Source organism: Desulfoluna sp. CYM3A, assembly GCF_056829965.1.
This window is the reverse complement of sequence record NZ_CP186556.1, coordinates 5,552,426-5,569,104: the sequence shown is the minus strand read 5'-3', so window position 1 is coordinate 5,569,104 and position 16,679 is coordinate 5,552,426. Positions and strand designations below refer to the sequence as shown.

Genomic DNA, 16,679 nt, shown 5'->3' with positions numbered 1-16,679 from the left:
CAAGGGGGAGCAGCACCTGCTGAAGCCGCCGCTCCCGCAGTTGAGGCTGCCCGGCTGCTTCCGGTACGGCGCCAGCCGCCACCGGCGTTGTCTCCGCCATCAAGGGCATCATCGCCGATGAGACCGGCTACACCGTGGACATGCTGGACGACGGCCTGGACCTGGAAGCCGACCTCGGTATCGACACCGTCAAGCAGGTGGAAGTCTTCGGCAAGATCTCGGCCCACTTCGGCCTGGACGTGCCCGAAGACCTGCAGCTCCGGGACTTAAACTCCATCGAGAGCCTGGCAGCCTACGTCACCGACAGGGCCCATCGAAGCACCGGAGAATGGTTCACCTTCCGCTCCCGCGGCCCCTGCAGGATCCGGGGTCACGGACTTAGGCGTCCCTTCCTTTGAAGAGGGCGGGGTCAACCGCTACGCCATCCGCGTCAAGCAGCTGGGAGAACGATCAGGCGTCCATGTGGACTTGGCCAAAAAGACCATCCTTGTCACCCAGGACCGTCACGGATTTGCCGACCAGGTAAAGCTGGTGGTGGAAGCCCGGGGCGGCCGCGTCATCACCATCGGATCTAAGGACAGCACCTACGCCTGTGATCTCGCCGACCACGAAGCCCTTGTCGCCACCCTGGCCGAGATGAAGAAGCGAGAGCCCTCGGTGGACGGCCTCCTGCACCTGTCTGCCATGGACGGGTACCTGGAGAGCTGCCCCAACGGGGTTACCACCGACGCTGAAGGCGCCATCAAAGGTTTTTTCCTTATCCTGCGGGAGCTCCAAGAGTCCCTGAACCGCGAAGGGGCCCTCATCGGCGCCCTCTCCGTGGGCTCTGTGGTCTTCCCTTACGGAGACGCGGGCGGCGCCAAGAGCCACCCCGCCTTTGCCGGACTGTCCGGAATGCTCAAGACCATCAGGTCGAAAACGCCCTGGTCCGTATCATCGACCTGGCCCCCGGCATCACCGCAGCAGATGCCCGCATGGCAGCCGCCGCCTTCATGGGCGAGCTGACCAACGGCAGCCGCCGCGTGGAGACGGGCCTTGAGAGCGGAAAACGCTTAGGCCTCAGGCTGGTGGCCGAGTCCTCGTCCAAGGGCACCCCGCTCATGAAAGCCGGGGACACCGTGGTGGTCACCGGCGGCGCCCGGGGCATCACCTACGACATCCTTAAAAAAGTCGTGGCCCACGCCCCCTGCAACCTGGTGATCCTGGGTCGCTCGGACATCGAGGGCCTTGCCCCCGAGTTCGCCACGGGCGACCTCTCCGAAGGGGCGGTCATGGCCAAGCTCCGCGCCACCATGAAAGGGGCCAAACCCCTGGAGCTGAAGCGCGCGGCAAGCAAGATCGTCAAGATCCGCGAAACCCGGGACAACCTCGACACCCTGAGGCAGGCCGCCCAGAGCGTGGCCTACCACGCCGTGGACGCGGCAGACACCCAGGCCGTCACCCAGGCCATGGCGGGCTACGCCAAGATCGACGGGGTCATCCACGCCGCAGGCCTGGAAGAGAGCGCCATGATTGAGAAGAAAGAGCTCTCCTCCTTCAACCGGGTCTTCAACACCAAGATCAAGGGAGCGGAGAACCTCTTCAAAGGCCTTGAAGGCAAAACACCGCGTTTTGTCATCACCTTCTCCTCGGTAACCGCACGCTTCGGCAACGAGGCCCAGGTGGATTACACCTGCGCCAACGACATGCTGGGCCGCATGGTCCAGCGATTCGGAGCGGAAAAAGGCTGCATCGCCAAAGTCATGGACTGGACCGCCTGGAGTGGCAGCGGCATGGCCGCCACCAACGACACCGTGAAGAAGGTCCTCGAATCCCGAGGGCTCACCTTCCTGCCCCTGGACCGGGGCGTGGACTTCTTCATGGGCGAGCTGGCAGGCACCGAAAGCTGCGAGAGCCTCTTCACCGGACCGGACATCGCCTTTGACCGGGACTTCATGTTCGAAGAGGTGGACGCCGCCGAGTTTGACAGGCAGACCCCCTTCATCGACGAGGTCAAGGCCGAGAGCGACGACAAGATGGTCTTCACCCGGGTCCTGGACCTGAAGCGGGACCTCTTCCTGAAAGACCACAGCATGAAGGACGTGCCCATCTTCCTGGGCGCCACCGGCATCGAGACCATGGCCGAAGCGGCTTCCCGCCTCTTCCCCCGGTCCGGCGCACGGCTTGAGAGCGTGACGGACTTCTCCATCCCCTACGGCATCAAGATCCTCAAGGAGCGCCCCAAGGAGCTGGAGATTGAAACGGAGAAGAGCGACAAGGGTGAGGACGCCCTCAACTGCCGCATCACCTCCACCTTCCGCAAAGGGAAGATCACCGGCAAGACCACCCTGCACTACGAAGGGACCTTCCACTTCACGGACAAGCCCGTGGAGGACCGCGTCATGGCCCTGCCCGAGTTCACGAAAGTGAAGCTCGACGGCACCGTGGACGAGCTGGTCTACCATCCGGAGCGCCTCTTCATGCACGGATCTTTCCGCACCATCCGGGACATCGCCTCCTTTGACGGCGAGACCCTGGTGACCAAGGTGATCCACAATGGTGAACGTGAATTCTTCAAGGGCGAGACCCGCCCCGAGTTCTTCACCGACGTCATTATGGTGGATGCCATGTTCCAGACCGGCGGCCTCTTCGAGTTCTTCACCACCAGCGAGCTGGTGCTGCCCTACGGCCTGGAGAAATTCGAGTTCGTCCGCCCCGTGGAGCGCGGTAAGGAGTACTACTGCATCACCCAGCGTGTGGCCTCCGACGATCGGACCAACACCTACCGCATGGTCCTCACCGACCTCACCGGAAAGGTCTATCTGGATCTGACCAACTTCCGCATGGTGAAGCTGTCCCGACTCGACGACAAGCACAAAATCAGCGGCAAAGTGTCCGCCGCCTGATCAGAATAAACACCCCGGAGTCGCACCATGCGGCTCCGCTTTATGAAGCCGCTGTTTCCACCGGAAAGGGCGGCTTAGTTGTTTTGTCCGCAGAGCCTCCGGCGGCAAGGTGTGCCACCTTGAAAGCAGATAGCAGATGTGTTTTGCCCCTCGTTCCTCGGTCAGAATTACCTTAATTCAAAAATTCACTCAAAAAGCTATCCGGCAACTAGCCGCCCAGGCCCCCGGAGGCATCGATTCTGAGTTGTTGCATCAAGGGCGTTGATGTTACCAGCGGCTTGCGAGTATACTATAGACCTGTTCAGGAACGTTTTTCCGGATCGGCGTCTCAGCACACCTGCAGGCACTGAATCGATCCCCGCACATTGCAGCGACTGCGACTATTCTTCACACCCCTCCTCAGACTCCGGCCCTTTCCCCTGCCCGGCATGAACACGATCTGGTTTTGCGTCTCAAGAAACGTATAACCCTTGCACCTCTCCGACCCGATTCCCGTCGAGCCATTTTTTTATTGTGCCCGGATTTACATTGGCACGTAATATGCTTACTTTTACCTGTGACCTCACAAAAGGCCTGATCACCTCCAGGATAACGGACGGACCCCCTCAATGATACATCACAGATACAGGATGTTACCCCAGCGAGAGACCCGCCACGAGGCATAGGCCCCTGGAATCCACGCATCAACACCCGATGCACATCATGTGCTCTCATATGCATGAGGCGCCTCGGGACCAACATTTTCGGAGAGTAACAGATGCAGATTGCGACACTTATTGAACAGGTTTCTGCACACAACGGCTGGAACATGGCCCTGGCAGGCATCATTATCGTCTTTTCCTGTCTCGTCATCCTGGCCCTGGCCATTTCCCGCATCCATAAAATTCTTGAGTTTATCGAGAACCGGGACCAATTGCGCCTCAACATACGTCAATTCTTTATGGGCCGCGAAAAAGAGAAACAGGTGGCGTCCCTCCTGACCCCCAGCCTGGAGCTGGAGGCGGCCCGCTACAAGCGTCTCACCCCCTTCTTAGGGGAGAGCTTCAGCCTCAAAGGGCTCATCCGTTTTGCCGAAGGCCGGGGCATCACCAACCCGCCCCCGGAAAAGATGGTTCGCCAGTTCCTTGAGGTGGGCCTGCTGAAAAAAGAGGTGCGCAACCTCTTTACCTGGGAAGAATCTGCGGCCAAGTAGCCCGGGCCACTGAAGGGCCCTTTGCCCGCACCGCCCGACCCGAGACCAATCCCGCAACGCACGGCCCCTGCCGGTCGCCGTTGCTAAAAAGCGAAGGATGAGAACGCGCCCGCCGACCGTCACGTTCCGGCGATCCGCCGCCTCATGAAGACATAGACAACTTATGGAAGATCTGTTTTTACAGTTTTTAAACAACACCGGGTTCGCCCTGGTGGACTACCGCCAGATCATCATGCTCTGCGTGGGCTCCCTCTTTATTTACCTCGGCATCGCCAAGCACTACGAGCCCCTGCTCCTGGTGCCCATCGGTTTCGGGATCCTCATGGGCAACATCCCCGTCATCCACGGCATGGGGCTCAGTATCTACGAAGAGGGCAGTGTCCTCAGCTACCTCTACTACGGGGTGACCAAGGGCATCTATCCGCCCCTGATCTTCATGGGCATCGGCGCCATGACCGACTTTTCCACCATGCTGGCCCGGCCCTCCCTCATGCTGCTGGGAGCCGCGGCCCAGGCGGGTATCTTCATCACCTTCCTGGGAGCCCTCATGCTCGGGTTCGGTCCCGGTGAGGCCGCTTCCATCGGCATCATCGGCGGTGCGGACGGCCCCACGGCCATCTTTCTCACCTCCAAGCTGGCGCCCAAGCTCATCGGCCCCATTGCCATCGCGGCCTACTCCTACATGGCCCTGGTTCCGGTGATCCAGCCCCCCATCATGAAGCTCCTCACCACCAAGAAGGAACGCCTCGTGAAGATGCGGGAGCCCCGAAAGGTCTCCAAAAAAGAGCGCATCATCTTTCCCATTGTCGGACTGATCTTAAGCTGCCTGCTGGCCCCGGCCGCCCTGCCCCTTCTGGGCATGCTCTTCCTCGGGAACCTCCTGAAGGAAGCCACGGTCACCGAGCGCCTGGCCGAAGCCGCACGCAACACCGTCATCGACACGGTGACCATCCTGTTGGGTATCACCGTGGGGGCGAGCACCCAGGGGGACATCTTCCTCACCAAAGAGTCCATCGGCATCTTTGTTCTGGGGGCCCTCTCATTTGGCGTTGCCACGGCCTGCGGCCTGCTCTTTGCCAAGGGCATGAACCTCTTCCTCAAAGAGAAGATCAACCCCCTCATCGGCGCTGCCGGCGTCTCGGCTGTGCCTGACTCAGCCCGGGTGGTCCACACCGTGGCCCAGCAGGAGGACCCCACGAACTTTCTCCTCATGCACGCCATGGCCCCCAACATCTCCGGGGTTATCGGCTCTGCCATCGGCGCAGGGGTTCTCTGGAGTTTTCTCAGTTAAAAAAAGCCCCCGGCGATCCTGCCGGGGGCTAAGCTTTTCCCCCATCTCTAACAGGGTTTGACACACAGGTTTTTGCAGGCGGCGCAGGCCGGCCTGCCTTCTGTTGGCTAACCACGGCTTTCGGCCCAGTTGAGCAAGTAAACCAGTTTACAGGGAGCTTTGTATTGACACAAGCGGCCCGCCGAAGGCCTACCGCAAGGAGCGAAAAGACGTTCTATTATGAAAAAAGTCAGCGATAAAATCCTCGATCTGAAACAACGAAAGCACCTCATCATGCAGATGGGGGGCAAAAAAGCGGTGGAAGCCCACAAAGCCAAGGGCAAATTCACAGCCCGAGAACGGTTGGACCTCTTTTTCGACCGGAACACCTTCCGGGAGGTGGACATGTTCGCCACCCACCGCTGCACCAACTACGGCATGGAGGAAGTGTCCATCGCCAGCGACGGCGTGGTCTGCGGCTACGGCCTGGTGGACGGTCGCCCGGTCTACGCCTATGCCCAGGACTTCACCTCCCGGGCGGGAAGCTTAGGGGAAGTCCAGGCCCGGAAGATCTGCAAGGTCATGGACATGGCCATGAAGTCCGGGGTACCCATTGTGGGTATCAACGACTCGGGCGGTGCCCGCATCCAGGAGGGCATCGACGCCCTGGCCGGTTTCGGAGAGATCTTCTTCCGAAACTCTGCCGCCTCAGGGGTCATCCCCCAGATCTCAGCCATCATGGGACCCTCCGCGGGCGGCGCCGTCTATTCGCCTGCCATGACCGACTTCATCTTCATGGTGAAAAAGACCAGCCACATGTTCATCACCGGCCCCGAAGTGATCAAGTCGGTCACCGGGGAAGACGTGGACTTCGAAACCCTGGGCGGAGCCGACACCCACGCCACCAAAAGCGGCGTGTGTCACTTTGCGTGCGAAGACGAAACCGAGGCCATCAGCGACATCCGAAAGCTCCTCTCCTACCTGCCGTCCAACAACATGGAGGATCCCCCCCTGATCAAGGGCGAGGACTCCGGGCGCCGCTACATCCCCGAGCTGGACACCATCATCCCGGATTCGCCCTCGGCTCCCTACGACATGCGCGCTGTGATCCGCCACCTCGTGGACGACGGCTCCATCTTCGAGCCCCACATGACCTACGCCCCCAACATCATCACCTGCTTTGCGCGCTTAGGGGGACGAAGCATCGGCATCATCGCCAGCCAGCCCAACGTTCTGGCCGGCTGCCTGGATATCAACGCATCGGACAAAGCGGCCCGGTTTATCCGGTTCTGCGATGCCTTCAACATTCCCATTCTCACCATTGCCGACGTTCCCGGATTTCTCCCGGGCACCCAGCAGGAGTGGGGAGGCATCATCCGCCACGGCGCCAAGATGCTCTGGAGCTACGCCGAAGCCACCGTGCCCAAGCTCCTGCTCATCACCCGGAAAGACTACGGGGGTGCCTACATTGCCATGAGCTCCAAGCACCTGGGCACAGACTTCGCCTTTGCCTGGCCCTCGGCAGAGATCGCGGTCATGGGTGCCGAAGGCGCGGCCAACATCATCCACCGCCGGGAGATCAAGGACGCCCTGGACCCCGACGAAAAGCGCCGGGAGAAGGTGGAAGAGTATCAGGAGCTCTTTTCAAACCCGTACGTGGCAGCCCAGCGGGGCTATGTGGACTCGGTCATCGTACCCTCGGAGAGCCGGGTACGGCTCATGGAGGCCCTGGAGATCTGCTCCACCAAACGTGAGATGCGGCCGCCCAAAAAACACGGCAACATCCCCCTTTAAGGAGCTGTCATGGAGACCCACGCACGAAAGCAACTCGAACTCAGGAAAAAAGCGGCCATCAGCGCTGTCCTCACCCTCTTGGCCACCGAACAGGCAGAGGATACCGAGCCCGTCGTGGCTGAGCGGTCCAATGCCTGGGGCCTTTCCGGGCGCAGCCAGAGCATGGAGCTGAGAAACCTCATGCAGCTGCGTTCCCTGGGGCGCAGGTAACCGGTGGCCCCGTCACCGTGAGGCAGAACCCAACACCCACTCGTCACGCGGGCCCCGTCCGCCAGTGATATAAGGCCGGACCCTTCGCGAACCCTAGCGCCGGAAGACCCACACGTCATGGCGCAGGAGGAACCACAGGAGCACAACGATAAATATGAGCCAATCAACCATTCGAATATACGACACCTCGTTCACCGCCGGACAGGAGAGCCTCCTCTCCGGCCTCATGCGCACGTCTGAGATGGAACGCATCGCCCCCTTTCTCAACCGAGCCGGTCTCTACGCCGTGGAGGCAACCCGGGGGTTCTCCTTCAAGCACACCCTGGCCGAACTCAACGAGAACCCCTTCGGCCGCATCCGGGCCATCAAACGGGCCATGGACGACACCCCCGTTGCCATGACCCTTTCCGCCCTTCACATGGCCGGGCGATCAGCCGCCCCCCTGGACCTGATGAAGGCCTTCCTGGGCAGCGCCTTTGAAGCCGGGGTCTCCATTTTCCGCATCTTCGATCCGGTGAACGACCTGAGGAACCTCTCCGCACCCCTGGAAACCGTTAAGGAGCTGGGAGCCACGGCTGTTGCCGCCATCCTTATCCCCACCTCGGGAAAGCGCACCCCCTTTGACGAGATCGCCCAGATCGCCGTCCGCATCCAGGCGCTCGGCGCCGATGCCGTCTGCCTCATGGACACCGAAGGCTTCCTCTGCCCGGACAGCACCAGAAAACTGGTGAGCCGTATCAACGAAGCGGTCTCCATCCCCGTGCACCTCTCCATCGCCAACACCGCCATGTGCGGCACGGCCGCGGCCCACGCCGCCTTTGAGGCCGGGGCAGCCGTTGTGGAAGCCGCCCTCTCCCCCTTTGCCGACGGCGGGGTCACCATCCCCTCCGAAGGCCTCATCAACTCGCTCAACATGGCCCGTGAAGGCGCCCTGGAGCCCCTGTGCGAAGCCGCTGCCCTCTTTGAAGAGGAGATCCGACCCCGGCACCTGAGCACCCTGATGAAGCGTTCCAACCTCCACCTGCGCAGCCTGGCCCTGAAATACCGCATCCCGGTGACCACCCTGCGCGTGGCCGTGAACCAGCTGGCCGAGATCGACAAATCCGATCTTATGGACAAGGTGGTGGCCGAGATCCTTGCCGTGCGAAACGACCTGGGCAACATCGCCCTGAAGTTCCCCCTGGATGAGATGGTGGTGACCCAGTCCATCAACAACGTGGTCTTCGACAACGTGGAAGCCCGCTACTCCATCGCCACCACAGCGGTGAAGGACCACTGCTACGGCATGAACGGCCGCCCGACCGCAGCCATTGACCCGGCCATCATAAAAACCGTCCTGGAAGGCTACCCCAGGGGCGAGGCCCCCACCACCGAATTTCCCCCGGAGCTTCTCCCTGCCGCCCTCAAGGGTGAGGAAGGCCGTAACCCCCTGGCCAACGGCCTGGAGGACGAGGTGATCATGGCCCTCTTCCCCGTGGAAGGCAAACGCCACCTGGAGTGGCAGAAAGGGGTAAAGCGCGTTCCGGAAGGGGCCAAGTTCCTCTCCCTGGAAGAGGCCCTGGACCGCGCCGCCATCGCGGAAAAGATCCTCGACGGGGATATGGACGCCCTTGCCCGGAAGTCCAACGCCCCGGACCAGAGCCCCTATGCAAGGACCTTCAACGTCTTTGTGGGCGGTGACCACTTTGAAGTGGCCGTGGACGAGGTGGGAGGCCCCACCGTCCTGAGCCACGCCCCGGTGGCTGCCCCCGCGACACCGGCCGCACCGGCCCCGGTTGCTCCGGCACCCGCCCCGGCCCAGCCCGCGGCTCCGGCCCCTGCGCCCGCGCCCAAACCTGCAGCACCGGCCCCTGCGCCCGCCGCCCCCAAACCCTCTGCAGCACCTGCCGCAGGAGGAGGGGCCACCCTCACCGCCCCCATGCCGGGTGTGGTTCTCCGCTACGAGAAAAAGCCTGGTGACAAGGTGGAAAAAGGCGACGTGGTCGTGGTCCTGGAAGCCATGAAGATGGAGAACGTCCTCTCGGCTCCGGCCTCCGGCACCGTCGGGGACCTCCCCTGCCGCGAAGGAGACACCGTCTCCACCGGCGATGTCCTCTGCGTCATCGAGTAACCCCCCCCGCCGCACACACGAAGCCCCCTGGCGCATGGCGCCAGCGCGTTGTTTGTACCCCGCCTCTTTCTTTGCCCAACCCGGATATTTCACGAGTCGAGTGCACCCATATTCATCAGAGCTGCAGATGTAGTGGTTTACCTCAAAGCTCTGATAACGCAGAAGATGGGTGCACTCGGCTCGCCCGAAGGGTGAGAAAATCAAACAGCAAACGTCTATTTATATTTTGCATTTTCAAAATAGCTGACATTTTTACTCCAGCCATTCGAAATAATAGTGCTTTCCTTTTGGCTGGTTGCTTTCTCATGAAATATCCGGGCCAGGTGTCTCAATCGTCTTTACTCCGCGAAGTGTACCCGTATATGGGTTTTCATGACCGTTACGATTCTTCGGCGGTGCGCAAACGCACCCTGCCCCATGGCCCTGATTTATTTTCTCACCGGCCACACTATTCAACACCCTGAACTCACAGAACATTCGCCATTCATTTTTGCCTTTTTGCCGTACATACCTGTCACCGGGTGCACACGCCATGACCATGCCGGCACCATGGTCATTTTTCTATCCGGCTGATATCAATAGATATTTCATTTTTGCGCATCCCTTGGCACGCCTTTTGACTCTATCCTTCCAACGAAAGCAAATGCTTATGGCCCCAACGCTGCGGCTTGCCGCATCCGGGACCGACATTCAACCAGAACCTACCTGGGCCAGATCTTCACAGCCCTGAGATCCGGAAGCCAAAGGCCCGGAAGGCGCGCCGGGCATGACAGCGTCCTGACCACGGCACGGAAGCTCACCCACAGACAAAGGAGGCACGCCATGTACGACATTGAAATCGGCAACACCGACCTGTCGGTGCTGAAGCAGTACCTCACCGACCTCAAAAAACGAAGCACCGTGCGAACCCATCGCAAGGCGCTCAAGAAGGTCAAGCGTCAACTTGAGCGGATCTTCTCCACCAAGAACCCCACGCTCCCGGCCATCCCCTGGGGCTACTGATTCCACCCGGCCCGGGTGCGTTCCCACGTAAACAAAAAAGGCCCGGCACAAAACGGTATTTCCGTCTTTTGCCAGGCCTTCCCCCCACTCTCTGTACGTGAAACGCACCCGGGCCCTTACCCTGCGTCTTCCCCTTCCCTTGGCAACACCCCGTGCAGAATCTCAAAATGATCGAAGGGCGGCATGATGCACACGCCGTCATAGCATTTCCGGGCGGCGGCCAACAGGTCGCGGGCCAGGCGAATCCCCTCGGCCGTGGGGTTCCCGGCCGTTGCCATGGCGCTCCTCACCTCATCGGGCACCTCAATGCCCGAGACCTTGTGGTGAAGAAAGGCGGCATGGCGGAACGTGCGCAGGGGAAGAATCCCGAGCATGACCGGAATCCCCAGGGGGGTGAGGGCGCCTGCCAGGATGTCGGCATCCCCCGGGGTGTAGACGGGTTGGGTCACCACGAACTGAGCCCCGGCAGCAACCTTCTCCTTCAAGCGCTTGACCGCGATACCCAGGCGCAGCTCGTCGGTGAAGGGGTTCATCACCACCCCGACCTTTAACCCGGCCTGCCTGGCCATGCCGATGAGCTCCGTGAGGGAGATATCCCGAACCGAACTGGTCATGCCCTTTTCGGCCAGGGGCACAAAGTCCCCGGTCATGGCCAGCACCGTGGTAATACCCAGGGCCTTTGCCCCCCAGAGGATCCCCTGGAGGCTCAACCGGTTGTGGTCCCGGGTGGTGACATGGAGGGTGGCGGGCCGCTTCAGTTCGTCCTGGAGGATCCGGCACAGGGAGAGGGCATCCATACGGGGCTTGGCCACCGGATTGGTGGCCACGCTGAACCCGGTAAAAGAAAGGTCATTAATCCCCTCAAGGGCCGTAAGTAACGGTTCCACATCGGCCCCGGCCGGAGGCACCACCTCCACCACCACCTCAAACCTGTTGTGTGTCATGGGTCGGCTCCGTTTCGATCCTGTGAAAGAGCCCTGCTCAGGCGGCAGGCGTCACCGAAAACCGACGGCTCAAAACCACCGCCGCCACTCCGGCCAGCCGAGTTCTTCCGCACAGGAGGGCTCCCGTGTGATGTCCTTTAAAAACGCCCAGGTCTCGCTCAGGTCCCGGATAAAACCCGGACCGGCCCCCCGGGGCTCCTGCTTCAACGGTTGAGACGTACGTGTCGACTTGTCCTGTTCCATGGCAAACCTCCTTATCGAAAGGCACTGCGCATGCTTTTTTTGTCCAGTTTCCCCACGCTGGTCTTGGGGATATCGTCTACAAACTCTAAGGCGTCCGGTACCCCGTATCGAGGGATGTCCCCCTTTTCAGCAGCACCCTGAAGATAGGACTTCAGGTCTTCAGCTCCCACACTTCCCACGTATTCGGGCTTCAGGTGCACGATCATCATGGGCCTTTCCCCCCACGTTTCATGGGGCACCCCGATGGCCGCCGACTCCAGCACGGCCTCGTGGCGGCTCAGGATGTTTTCCAGGTCCAGGGACGAGATCCACTCACCACCGCTTTTGATGACATCCTTCATGCGATCCGTGATCTGAATGTAGCCGTCCGGATCGATGATGCCCACGTCCCCGCTGTATAGCCACCCGTCCCGCCACAGCTCGGTGCTTCGCTCCGCATCGGCCACATACCCCTGTGTCAGCCAGGGCGCCCGGAAAACCAGCTCCCCGGTGGAAACCCCGTCATGGGGGAGGAACCGGCCCACCTCGTCCACCACCTCCACCTCGGCAAGGGGAACCGGGCGCCCGGTTTTCACCACGGTCTCCATGAGCGCGTCGCGGTCCAGGCTCTCCCAGTCGGCCCCGGGCATGCCCAGGCTGATGAGGGGGCAGGTTTCGGACATGCCGAACCCCGCATACACCTTGATTCCGATCTTCCATGCATCTTCGGCCAGGCCCCTGGGGAGCCTTGCCCCGCCGATGATCACCTTCCAGTGGGACAGATCAAAGGAGGCCACCGCCGGATTGGAGGTAATCATCTGAAGAATGGTAGGCACGCAGTGAGAGAAGGTCACCTTTTCGCCCACGATGAGCTTCAGGAGCATGGGCGGCTCGTACTTGCCGGGGTACACCTGCTTCACCCCCAGCAGGGTGGCCAGGTAGGGCATGCCCCAGGCATGGACATGGAACATGGGCGTCAGGGGCATGTACACGTCCCCGGAGCGAAAGCGCCCCACCGAGTCGAAGGCTCCCAGGGCCGCCGCACCGGCCAGGGTGTGGAGCACCAGCTGACGGTGGGTAAACGACACCCCCTTGGGGTTGCCTGTGGTGCCCGTGGTGTAAAAGGTGGTGGCCACGGTACGTTCATCCAGGTCGGGAAACTCATAAGCCGGGTCCCCGCCCCCAAGCACCCCCTCATAATCACCGGCAACTGGAAATGACGGGCTGACGCGGCTCTCCCCCTCCTGCATCAGCACCACGGACTCCACCGTCTCCAGGCGGGAGCGCATGGCCTCCACCAGGGGCAGAAAATCGGTGTTCACAAAAAGCACCCGGGCACGGGCGTGGTTCACCGTGTAAACCATCTGCTCCAGGGAGAGGCGCCAGTTGACCATCTGCAGCGTGGCCCCGGTCATGGGCACGCCGAAAAAACATTCGAGGAACCGGTGGCTGTCGTAATCCATCACCGCCACCACGTCTCCGGTCGAGACGCCCAGCTGCCCCAGGGCTGATCCCAGGCGGCCGATACGCTGACGAAAATCCCGGTACGTGAACCGTACCTGGTCCCGATAGACAATTTCCTGCTCCGGTGAGTAAACAAGCGGCGTATTCAGAAGTTTCTTGAGAATAAGGGGGTAGTCATACGGCTCGCCGGGCTGATAGACCATGGATGATCCTCCTGTGCCTGGGGGTGCATGCTGCTGTTACGGAATCTGATGGGAGAGAAAAAGCCGAAAATCAATGAAAAGGAATGCCTTAATCATAGACAGAGAACATTGCGACTGTCAACCACCAGGTACAGTCATGGCATCACATGCAGAGGAGATATGGGAAAGCGACTCCCCCTGGACGGAGGTAACGAGCTTGTGATGCGCCGGCCCCGCCCGGCTAACAAAAGGACTGAAGCGCCTCCGGCATCTCAAAGGCCTCCATGGGCTGCCAGACGGTCCGCATGCGCATGAGCTCCCCTTCGCCGTTTTTGCCGGAGATACGATGAAGAAACGCGTTATCGTCGGTTTCATCGACCTGGGCTTCGGAAACAACGCCCCGGCCGCGGGAGATCTCCCGGATAAAGCGCACCTCCAGCCGGGTGGGAAGGTGATGGCTGAGATAGGATTCAGGAAGGGCCTCCAGGGCCCAGCCGATGTAAATGGAGTTGTTCACGTGGCGGTTGAAATCAAGGTCTGAGATCCGCACACGGAAATCGGTGGTGTGCGCAGGCTCCTTGACCGGAAGGATCCGCTCAAAGCTGTCGGGGATGGCCCCGCCACCGGACAGCTGCTCAGGAGAGAGACACCGGCTCAGCCGTGTGGGTTTCCGGGTGGTGTAATCCATGATCACCCAGGCGCTGTTCACGGTGATGAGGGTCTCGCCCCAGGCATCCGTCACCCGGAACTCCCTTAAGTCGTAGAGATCGTTCAAGGGCGACCGCCAGGAGGTGAGGGTCACCTCCTCGTTCCAGAAAGGATAGCGCGAAACCCGCACCTGATACTTCAGGAGCACCCAGGTACGGTTCTTGGCCAGAAGCTCTGCAGCGCTCATGCCCAACTGAGAAGCATGCTCGCAACCGCCGTCCTGAAGCCAGTCAAAGAGGCTCTGCACCTTGAGCAGCGCCCGGGGGTCCACCTCGGAGAGCCTCACCTTCATTTTTCGTGAGAATATATCGGTCATGGCGTGTACGTTTCGATCCAGGGTTAAAGGTCAGCTCGCGGGCCGCATCAGGATTGAAATCGAACCGGACCGTCACTTTCCCGCCGTCCGTTTCGGGCGTCCCGCATCCGCCGTTTACCATACCCCATCTGCCTGAAGAATCAACAATAGTATGCCCCTTATTCCTCCTTGACATCACTGTGTGATGGCGTTACCGTAGCGGCGTCGTCTTGTTGGATACTTATTAAAATTCATAATTATCATAAGTATTTTTGATAGAACAAGCGGACCGCATCCCGCTGAGCAACCCGGAGATATCACCCCATTCCGGGCCATGGCATGGTGCGCCCTCCCTTCGTATCAACCGCAACAAGCCCCATTCTAAAGGTTGTTATCCTTTGATTGGCCACGACCGAAGCAGCGCCCCGTCGCTGCCCGTGCCGCCCCATTGCCGCCTTGCCGTCACCGGCAACCCGACAGACCAATCAACCGATACGCATGACTCATAAAAAACTGGTGATTGTCTTCCTCAAGGAGTTGTCAGATGTTTTCGCTTTTTGTTCCGGAATCGGTGCGTGCGTTCAAGGAGGGGATCTCAAAAAAGATCCTCGTCAGTGACGTCATGGCCGGTGTCATCGTAGGTATCGTGGCCCTGCCCCTGGCCATTGCCTTTGCCATTGCCTCGGGGGTCAAACCCGAACAGGGAATCTTCACGGCGGTTGTGGCCGGCTTTATCATCTCCTGTTTCGGAGGAAGCCGGGTCCAGATCGGCGGCCCCACCGGGGCCTTTATCATCGTGGTCTTTGACATCGTGGCCCAGTACGGCTACGAAGGCCTGGCCGTGGCCACCATGATGGCCGGGGTCATGCTTCTCATCATGGGTTTCTCCAAGCTGGGGGCCACCATCCGGTTTATCCCCTACCCCATGACCGTGGGCTTTACCAGCGGCATTGCCCTCATCATCTTCACCACCCAGATCCCGGACTTTTTCGGGCTCACCCTGGCAAACACCCCGGGTGATTTCATCGGCAAGATCGGCGCCTATATAGCGGGCATGGACACCCTGAACCTCCAGGCCCTGGCCGTGGGGGCCGTGACCCTTGCCATCCTGCTCTTCTGGCCCAAGGTCACCCGAAAAGTGCCCGGCTCCGTGGTGGCCATCATCGCCACCACCGTCCTCACCGCCCTTATAGGCCTCGACGTGGAGACCATCGGGAGCCGTTTCGGCAGCGTGCCCTCCTGCCTGCCCTCCCCGTCCATTCCCGAGGTCAACTGGGAGATGATCAAGCAGCTCAGCTCTCCGGCCTTTACCATCGCCATGCTCGCAGCCATCGAGTCCCTTCTTTCGGCTGTGGTGGCCGACGGGATGATCGGCAAACGCCACAACGCCAACATGGAGCTGGTGGCCCAGGGCCTGGCCAACTTCGTGGTTCCCCTCTTCGGGGGCATCCCCGCCACCGGGGCCATCGCGCGAACCGCCACCAACATCAAAAGCGGCGGCACCACACCGGTGGCCGGCATGGTCCATGCCGTGACCCTGCTTCTCATCCTGCTCTTCTTCGGCAAATGGGCGGTGCTCATCCCCATGGCCACCCTGTCGGCCATCCTCATGATGGTGGCCTACCACATGAGCGAGTGGCGCTTTTTCGTCAAACTCCTCAAGAGCCCGCCCTCGGACATCGCCGTCATGCTGGTGACCTTCGGCCTCACCGTCTTCGTGGACCTCACCGTGGCCATCGAGGTGGGTGTGGTCATGGCTTCCCTGCTCTTCATGAACCGCATGGCCAACCTCACCCGCATCAAGCGCCGCACCGACGACTTTGAAAACGACCCCCACGCCCTGGCCTGCCGCAAGGTGCCCCGCCGCGTGGAAATTTTCGAGATCAACGGCCCCTTCTTCTTCGGGGCAGCCAACCGCTTCAAGGACACCCTGCGGGTGGTGCGTGAAAAACCCCAGGTGCTTATCCTGCGATGCCGCCACATCCTCATGATGGACGCCACTGCCTTGAGGGCCTTAGAAGAGATGGTGGACGAGGCCAAGCGGGAAAAAACCCTGCTCATCCTCTCCGGCGTCCACGCCCAGCCCCTCATCTGCCTCGAACAGTCGGGCCTCTACTACAAAATCGGCGAGGACAACGTCTACACCAACATCGACGACGCCTTGAACGGCGCACGGCGGTTCCTCGGCCTCGAAGAGATCCCCCGCCCCGTCCCCTTTGTCCCCACCGTCAGCCGGGAAATCGAGAGCCGTGGAAGGACAGTAAAACGTAAACGCCTCCGGCGGCCAAGGGCTGAGCCCTTGGAACCCAAGTTCGCGAATGCTCGGCAGCCCTCGTTCCTCGGGCTGTCACATTCGCTGACGGGCTGCGCCCGTAACAGAAGCCGGAGCGTTTAGCTCGCC

Annotated in this window: 14 protein-coding genes; 10 read left to right on the top strand and 4 right to left on the bottom strand. The window is 60.9% G+C overall.

Annotated features, from left to right (window positions below; all coding sequences use genetic code 11):
• Positions 1 to 98: 98 nt before the first annotated feature.
• The 9 genes from ACOYW1_RS28105 (at position 99) to ACOYW1_RS28065 (ending at position 10,463) form a co-directional block, all read left to right on the top strand.
• Positions 99 to 398: an acyl carrier protein gene (locus ACOYW1_RS28105; RefSeq protein WP_482423839.1), complete on the top strand. Its 300-nt coding sequence runs from the start codon at positions 99 to 101 to the stop codon at positions 396 to 398.
• Positions 399 to 462: 64 nt separating this feature from the next.
• Positions 463 to 1,005 carry a Rossmann-fold NAD(P)-binding domain-containing protein gene (locus ACOYW1_RS28100; RefSeq protein WP_482420580.1) on the top strand — a complete coding sequence of 181 codons (543 nt, stop codon included), beginning with the start codon at positions 463 to 465 and terminating at the stop codon, positions 1,003 to 1,005.
• Complete coding sequence (locus ACOYW1_RS28095; RefSeq protein WP_482420579.1) at positions 975 to 2,885, top strand: SDR family NAD(P)-dependent oxidoreductase; 1,911 nt, start codon at positions 975 to 977, stop codon at positions 2,883 to 2,885. The genes ACOYW1_RS28100 and ACOYW1_RS28095 overlap by 31 nt, the downstream gene beginning before the upstream one ends.
• Positions 2,886 to 3,642: 757 nt before the next feature.
• Positions 3,643 to 4,077, top strand: coding sequence for a hypothetical protein (locus ACOYW1_RS28090; protein WP_180138430.1), 435 nt, complete (start codon positions 3,643 to 3,645; stop codon positions 4,075 to 4,077).
• A 163-nt stretch (positions 4,078 to 4,240) separates the two neighbouring features.
• On the top strand, positions 4,241 to 5,368 hold the full coding sequence (locus ACOYW1_RS28085) for a sodium ion-translocating decarboxylase subunit beta (RefSeq protein WP_180138428.1): 1,128 nt from the start codon (positions 4,241 to 4,243) through the stop codon (positions 5,366 to 5,368).
• A 219-nt stretch (positions 5,369 to 5,587) separates the two neighbouring features.
• A complete protein-coding gene (locus ACOYW1_RS28080) occupies positions 5,588 to 7,141 on the top strand; it encodes an acyl-CoA carboxylase subunit beta (protein WP_482418663.1) in 1,554 nt (517 codons plus the stop codon).
• A 9-nt stretch (positions 7,142 to 7,150) separates the two neighbouring features.
• Positions 7,151 to 7,351 carry a hypothetical protein gene (locus ACOYW1_RS28075; RefSeq protein WP_482420578.1) on the top strand — a complete coding sequence of 67 codons (201 nt, stop codon included), beginning with the start codon at positions 7,151 to 7,153 and terminating at the stop codon, positions 7,349 to 7,351.
• Between the two features lie 154 nt (positions 7,352 to 7,505).
• Entirely contained in the window at positions 7,506 to 9,461 is a 1,956-nt protein-coding gene (locus tag ACOYW1_RS28070) for a biotin/lipoyl-containing protein (protein WP_482420577.1), read from the top strand.
• Between the two features lie 822 nt (positions 9,462 to 10,283).
• Complete coding sequence (locus ACOYW1_RS28065; RefSeq protein ID WP_482418661.1) at positions 10,284 to 10,463, top strand: hypothetical protein; 180 nt, start codon at positions 10,284 to 10,286, stop codon at positions 10,461 to 10,463.
• A 116-nt stretch (positions 10,464 to 10,579) separates the two neighbouring features.
• On the opposite strand, the gene ACOYW1_RS28060 is transcribed toward ACOYW1_RS28065, so the two are convergent.
• The 4 genes from ACOYW1_RS28060 to ACOYW1_RS28045 form a co-directional block, all read right to left on the bottom strand.
• Positions 10,580 to 11,407 carry a methylenetetrahydrofolate reductase gene (locus ACOYW1_RS28060; RefSeq protein WP_482418660.1) on the bottom strand — a complete coding sequence of 276 codons (828 nt, stop codon included), beginning with the start codon at positions 11,405 to 11,407 and terminating at the stop codon, positions 10,580 to 10,582.
• 69 nt (positions 11,408 to 11,476) lie between these two features.
• A complete protein-coding gene (locus ACOYW1_RS28055) occupies positions 11,477 to 11,650 on the bottom strand; it encodes a hypothetical protein (RefSeq protein WP_482420576.1) in 174 nt (57 codons plus the stop codon).
• Positions 11,651 to 11,661: 11 nt separating this feature from the next.
• Positions 11,662 to 13,296 carry a long-chain-fatty-acid--CoA ligase gene (locus ACOYW1_RS28050; protein WP_482420575.1) on the bottom strand — a complete coding sequence of 545 codons (1,635 nt, stop codon included), beginning with the start codon at positions 13,294 to 13,296 and terminating at the stop codon, positions 11,662 to 11,664.
• Between the two features lie 220 nt (positions 13,297 to 13,516).
• On the bottom strand, positions 13,517 to 14,299 hold the full coding sequence (locus ACOYW1_RS28045) for an acyl-[acyl-carrier-protein] thioesterase (protein ID WP_482420574.1): 783 nt from the start codon (positions 14,297 to 14,299) through the stop codon (positions 13,517 to 13,519).
• A gap of 523 nt (positions 14,300 to 14,822) precedes the next feature.
• On the opposite strand from ACOYW1_RS28045, the gene ACOYW1_RS28040 reads away from it, so the two are divergent.
• Entirely contained in the window at positions 14,823 to 16,673 is a 1,851-nt protein-coding gene (locus ACOYW1_RS28040; RefSeq protein WP_482420573.1) for a SulP family inorganic anion transporter, read from the top strand.
• Positions 16,674 to 16,679: the final 6 nt, after the last annotated feature.